Annotated in this window: 5 protein-coding genes; 3 read left to right on the top strand and 2 right to left on the bottom strand. The window is 65.7% G+C overall.

All coding sequences use genetic code 11. The features are described from left to right. Positions 1-419 precede the first annotated feature (419 nt). On the bottom strand, positions 420-1,661 hold the full coding sequence (locus JWN68_RS13120; RefSeq protein WP_297739608.1) for an IS256 family transposase: 1,242 nt from the start codon (positions 1,659-1,661) through the stop codon (positions 420-422). A gap of 1,297 nt (positions 1,662-2,958) precedes the next feature. On the opposite strand from JWN68_RS13120, the gene JWN68_RS13125 reads away from it, so the two are divergent. The 3 genes from JWN68_RS13125 (at position 2,959) to JWN68_RS13135 (ending at position 5,187) form a co-directional block, all read left to right on the top strand. Further along, on the top strand, positions 2,959-3,549 hold the full coding sequence (locus tag JWN68_RS13125; RefSeq protein WP_297739610.1) for a TetR/AcrR family transcriptional regulator: 591 nt from the start codon (positions 2,959-2,961) through the stop codon (positions 3,547-3,549). Positions 3,550-3,559: 10 nt separating this feature from the next. Beyond that, positions 3,560-4,330 (top strand): maleylpyruvate isomerase family mycothiol-dependent enzyme, encoded by a 771-nt coding sequence (locus tag JWN68_RS13130; protein WP_297739612.1) that lies wholly within the window; start codon positions 3,560-3,562, stop codon positions 4,328-4,330. Positions 4,331-4,740: 410 nt separating this feature from the next. Beyond that, the gene (locus JWN68_RS13135) at positions 4,741-5,187 is read left to right on the top strand and encodes a GNAT family N-acetyltransferase (protein ID WP_366519805.1); all 447 of its coding nucleotides are present in this window, start codon (positions 4,741-4,743) and stop codon (positions 5,185-5,187) included. A 111-nt stretch (positions 5,188-5,298) separates the two neighbouring features. Here the strand turns inward: JWN68_RS13135 and JWN68_RS13140 are convergent, their stop codons facing one another. Next, a complete protein-coding gene (locus tag JWN68_RS13140) occupies positions 5,299-5,820 on the bottom strand; it encodes a GNAT family N-acetyltransferase (protein ID WP_297739616.1) in 522 nt (173 codons plus the stop codon). Between the last annotated feature and the right edge of the window lie 252 nt (positions 5,821-6,072).

Below are 6,072 nucleotides of genomic sequence, written 5' to 3' on the forward strand. Positions count from 1 at the left end.
CTCGATCAAGTCCTACATCAAGAGCTGCTACCGCAAGATCGAGGTGGACTCTCGCAGCAAGGCGGTCTTGTGGGCGCTCACCCACGGATTGAGCACCGTTGACGACCACGCAGGGACTGCCCATCGAGTGGCGGAAAGCCCGCCTGCGACCTAGACGCCGTCCAGTCACAGGAAAGAGCCGCCCACGGACTTGAGTCCCTGGGTGGTTCCTGGCCCCGGGGTCGCCAGCCCTTCTCGCGGACGGAGACCGCACCCTCGAAGAGCGGGTGTTCGTCGCCTCTGGCGGCTGTCAGGAACCGCAGGCACGAAATGACAACCGCCTCTGACCTGTTTGTCGAGGTCGGAGGCGGTTTGTGTCGAGTGGGCGATACTGGACAGAGCCCCGAGGGGTGGTGGGCTTTGAGGTGGTCCTCGGTGCCCTACGCGCCGCTCTCGACGGCGGCGTGATCACCAGTATCCATGGTGGTGTTGAGCAGCGCCGTGGACTCTTCTGATAGGTAGCGGCGGTTGCCGGCGATCCATTCGTCGTGCATGTCAATGAGGACAGCACCGACGAGTCGGATCACGGCGGCGGGGTTGGGGAAGATTCCCACGACGCGGGAGCGGCGGTTGATCTCCTTGCTGACCCGCTCGAGCGGATTGGTGGACCAGATCTTGCGCCAGTGGGCCTTGGGGAAGGCGGTGAACGCCAGGACCTCAGCCTTCGCATCGTCCATCAGCGGACCTACCGTCGGGAACGACCCAACGAGCTGGTCACGGACCTCGTCCCACGCGTGGCTGACTGCCTCGGGGTCGGGCTGGGCGAAGATCGTGCGGAACACCGCGGCGACCATGTCGGCGTGGGACTTCGGGACGTGTGCGAGGAGGTTGCGGGCGAAGTGGACCCGGCACCGCTGGTGTGCGACGCCTTGGAAGGACCGTTTCAACGCGGCCACGAGCCCGGAGTGCTGGTCTGAGACCAGCTGCACACCGGCCAGGCCGCGTTGTTTGAGGCTGAGCAGGAAGGCCCGCCAGAACGTCTCATCCTCGCTGTCGCTGTCGCCGACGTCGAGTCCGAGGACCTCCCGGGAGCCGTCGGCGGCGATCCCGATGGCGACTACGACGGCCATCGACACGACTTGACCGCCCTTGCCGGGCTTGTTGGGCACGTCTAGGTATGTCGCGTCGAGGTAGACGTAGGGGAAACCGATGTGGTCCAGCGCCCGGGTGCGGAACGCGCCCACGGACTCGTCGAGCTGCTCGCAGATCCGGGAGACCTCGGACTTGGAGATCCCTGAGTCGGCGCCGAGCGCGACGACCAGGTCATCCACGCTCCTGGTCGAGATGCCGTGGACGTAGGCCTCCATCACCACCGCGTACAGCGCCTGGTCTATCCGTCGCTGCGGCTCGAGGATGGAGGGGAAGTAGGAGCCCTTGCGGAGCTTGGGAATCCGGACTTCGATGTCGCCGGCCTTGGTCGTCAGCAACCTGGGGCGGCTGCCGTTGCGTTCAGTGACACGGTCTTCGGTGCGCTCGTAACGCTCGGCGCCGATCACACCAGCGGCTTCGAACTCGACAAGCTCCTGTAACACGGGGCGGACCGACTCACGGATCATGTCGACGCTATCGCCGGTGCGGAACGCCTCGAGGAGCTCGGACAGGGCAGACTGGAACAAGGCCATCGGTGGGTCTCCTTCAGTGCGTGACTTGGTCGTTTCACACCGAAGATCCCGCCGATGGCCGCCTACTTCACGCCACCACGCCGGTCTTCAAACTCCACCACTCCACGGGACTCTCCTGGCCCGGGAGGGCACTGCGGGGCGTCTCAAGAATCCAGCGCGGCCGACCTGCCCCCGCACATCGGCATTTCGGATCAGCCACTCCCCGACCCGCACGACCGACGCTAGGCCGCACCATCACTACCCCGGAAGAGCGACGCCGAAAGAACCCTCCAGACCACCGGTTGACAACAGAGGGGAGCCGGTTTGACGGGGCCCCGCATGCGACCCGACCCGAACGCCGACTGGCTCAGACGCGTCAAGAGGCGCGCCCCGTCCCGCAGGCCGAACCTCGTGCGGCGCCCTACGACGACACCGCGGCGCCGACTCCGATCACCGCGAGCGGATCCTCCACTGAGACGCACTTCTATCGCGGCAGGTCCGGGTGATGCACGGCGGGACAGCTCAGTTGCATGCCTCACGAAGGAGGAGGGATGACTGCTGGTTCCTGGCCTGGACAGGGTTCACCGATGCCGACGTCTACGCGCTGTTCTTGGACGCCCACCTGAACAACAACGGAATAGCATCCTGGCTTGTCGGTCCAGTACCCGCCGGGGTACCACATCCACTCGGCATCGGCCGGGACGCGGCACCCGACCGGCGACATGACGACAGTGCCCGGCGTGGGTGGAGAGCCCCAGCCGATGCGCACATGAGTTTGAGCATCCGGCGAGACCGTCAGGCTCCACTCACTTCCGGCCTTGAAGCCAAGACCGTCTTTGGCGAAGAAGCGCTCCAACGGTCGGGGAGTAGCGGATTGCCTCCATGCTTGCAGTGCCGGCGTGGTAGCTGAGTCGGGCAAGGCGACGGCGTCAAACACGACTGTTCGACCTTCGTCGGGCAGCTCGCCGCTGGCCGCGCCGCATTCCAGGACCGAGCGCCCTGCAGTTGGGGGTGATGCGGGCGGTGTGCGGCCCGCAACTGTGGGTCGCTGGGCGTCACTTGGGCTTGAAGCGTTTGTGCACCCCGCAACGATCAGCAAGCTCGCTACCAACAGCACGGGTGCGCGTTGGAGTCGAGTCACAGATTCATTGCACCACGCCGTGGAGCGTAGATGCCCCGCACGCATCTCGGCGGATCCGCTCGTCCCAGAAGAGGGATCGCTGACCGGAACGCACTCAACCGGCAGACGCGGATCCATCGATCAATGGCGAGCCGTAGTCCCTTGACAAGAGCAAGGACACCGAGGATCCTCCTAATCATGTTAGTTAGTCCTTCGCGCGATAGGGCTGCCGAACGTCGTTCGGCTACCCGTCGGGAGATCCTTGACGCCTCGTGGGAAGTCGCCCACGAGAAGGGCATTGCCTCCATCACCCTCAAGGACGTGGCCGACCGTGTCGGGATGCGTCCACCCTCGCTCTACTCGCACTTCGCGTCCAAGAACGCCATCTACGACGCGATGTTCGGCCAAGCGTGGCAGGGCTGTCTGGACGCACTGCGCGCCGCCACGGACGGCGTTCCCAGCGACCCGCGTGAGGCGATGGCAGTGATGGGTCGCGCGTACTTCAAGTACGCCGTCGCCGACCAGGCCCGTAACCAGTTGATGAACGCCCGGATCAGCGCCGACTTCCAACCCAGTCCGGAGGCGTACGCGCCCTCGCTCGCTGTCTGGGAGTTGGGCCGGGTCCACCTAGCCCTCATCGGGGTCACTGCCGAAGCGGACCTTGACCTCTATTCGGCGGTCGTCGGGGGTCTCGTCGATGCCCAACTGGCAAACGATCCTGGTGGCAACCGTTACGCGCGACAGCTCGACCGGGCTATCGGCATGCTCGCTGACCAATTCGGACTCTGAGGAGACTTCAATGCCCACGCAGGTCGCAGACCCCACCACGACCCATGACACCCGGTTCGATCATGAGACCGCCATGGCGCTGGCGGCCGAAGAGTACTCCCGATTTGCTGACACGCTCGTTGGCCTGGCGGAGGAGGACTGGCAGGCGCCGACCAGCTGTCCCGGCTGGACGATCCGCGACATGGCCGGGCACACGCTCGGGATGGCTGAGCTCGCGGCGTCGCTTCCCGAGATGGCACGCCAATTGACCCGCGCCTCCCGCGCCGCGAAGAGGTCGGGGAAGCCCCAAATTAACGAGCTCACCGACCACCAGGTACGCAAGCACGAGCAACTGAGCGTCCCGGACCTGGTTGATGCCGTCCAGCGCATCGGACCCAAGGCGGTCGCCGGGCGCCGACGCCGACCAGCGCTGATGCGGGCAATGACGATCACTGACGATGGGCCGGACGGCGCGAGCCCGGAGCGCTGGAAGGTCGGGTTCCTGACCGACACGATCCTGACGCGCGACCCATGGATGCACCGCAGCGACATCGCCCACGCGCTGGGTCGACCCATGGAACTGACCCGCGAACACGACGGCGTGGTCGTCGCCGATGTGGTCGCGGAGTGGGCCCTCCGGCACGGGCAGCCCTACGACCTCGTCCTGACGGGTCCTGCGGGCGGCCAGTGGTCGTCCGGTGCATCCGGTGAGGCGATCCGCCTCGACGCCGAACAGTTCTGCCGGACCCTGTCCGGACGCGCCACAGGCGCGGCGCTGATGGCGACGTTCGTCCCGTTCTGAACGGGCTGGAGCCGCGGGGCTGCAAGGTAATCCGATTTGGCCGCGACCCGGTCGCCACTGGGCAATCAACGTGGGGAAGGGCCGTCCCGTACGCCGATCCCGTACTGGCACGCTCCGCGAGCCGACCGTTTCTGGGGACAGGTCTCACATCGCAGGTCATTGACATCGACGCTTTTCAGCTAGCCTGACCTCATGGCCTTCATCTGCAGCGCTGTTGCTGGACGTACCCGTCGCTCCTGAGCGGCGGGCCTTCTGCAACACATCGCTCCGCCGCTTTCAGCGTCCTCTGTCGATAGGTGACACGTATCGACTTCGCCGTCATGAAACGGAGCATCCGCATGCCCAAGCAGTCCCGCACCACCGCCTCGTCGCACCACATCCGACCCCTTGACCCTGCCGATCTGGACGCAGTGGTCGACCTGTCGCTACTCGCGTGGGAGCCGGTCTTCATCTCGTTTGAGAACATTCTCGGGGCCACGATCTTTGACCTGCTTTACCGCCCAAACTGGCGCATGGCTCAAGCCGACAGCGTTCGGAAGAGCTGCCTGACCGACAGCGCCGAGTCCTTCGTCTCGGTCACGGCCGACGACGCCATCGCGGGTTTCGTCGTCCTGATGCGAGACCAGGACGAATCGCTCGGGGTGATCGAGATGATTGCGGTGCATCCTCAGCACCAGCGCCGAGGTCGCGGCCGGGCCCTCATGGAGTTCGCTATCCAGCGGCTCCGCGAGCAAGGGCTGGCGTTGATCAATGTAGGCACCGGTGGCGACCCTGGGCACGCACCCGCGCGCGCCCTCTACGAAGCAGTTGGGTTCACCGGCGTCCCGCTTGTGAACTACTACATGGCGACCGACTAAGCGAGAACGGTCACCCTGCCCGCGCGCTGACGCGGGCAGGGCGGCCGGATCTCTTCGATCCTGCAAGCACCGAAATCGAGAGGCGGTTCGCGTCCAGTGGCGGCCACGCTCTTACGACGGCGGGAAGACGTATCTCCGAGAAGGCCCGGTCTCGTCGTACTCCCACCGCTCGGCCAGACCCTCCAACGCGAAGCCGGATCGTTCGACCGCGGCCAGCGAAGCGACATTCTCTACATCGATCACAGCTACGACGGCGTCTATCGGCAGGTGTGCCAGCGCCCACGTCGTCGCCAGACGGATCGCATCCACCGCCAGTCCTCGACGTCGGTGCCCGGAGAATACGACGTAGGAGAGATTCGCGCGACGGTCACCTCGATCTTGGACTTCGATGCCCCCGGCCAGGTGCCCCTCATGCCAGATCCCCCATTGGCGCATCGGGCCGTCAGTAAGCCAGTTCTGGCGCCATGCCGTGATGGCCTTCTGAACGTCCTCAGCACGAGAAGGCCGCGGGAACTCAAACCAGCGCACGATCTCGGCGTCCTCGCCCGCCAACCAGGCGGGCGCGTCGTCGGGCGACAACACGGCCAGCCTGCACACCAGGCCTACCAAGACAGGCCACGTCCTCTCCTCCATTGCCCCATTCTCGGTCCCGACTTGAGCTGCGGGACGCTGCACACGACCGGAATCGGCACACGACTCGGCGCTCCGGACAACCCCGTTCTGCGACCACACGCGCGTCGATTCGTTGCGTAGGCGGTCGCCCGAACCCGATCCCGCACTGGCGCGCTCCGCCGCTCGAGGTGGAGGAGTCGCTGGATGCCGCGGGTGTCGACCGAGCGGTGATGAGCGCACACGGGCCGTCGCGAGACCTTAGTCGAGTAGTCC

It is taken from the genome of Nocardioides sp. (assembly GCF_025964975.1).
Lineage (GTDB): Bacteria > Actinomycetota > Actinomycetes > Propionibacteriales > Nocardioidaceae > Nocardioides.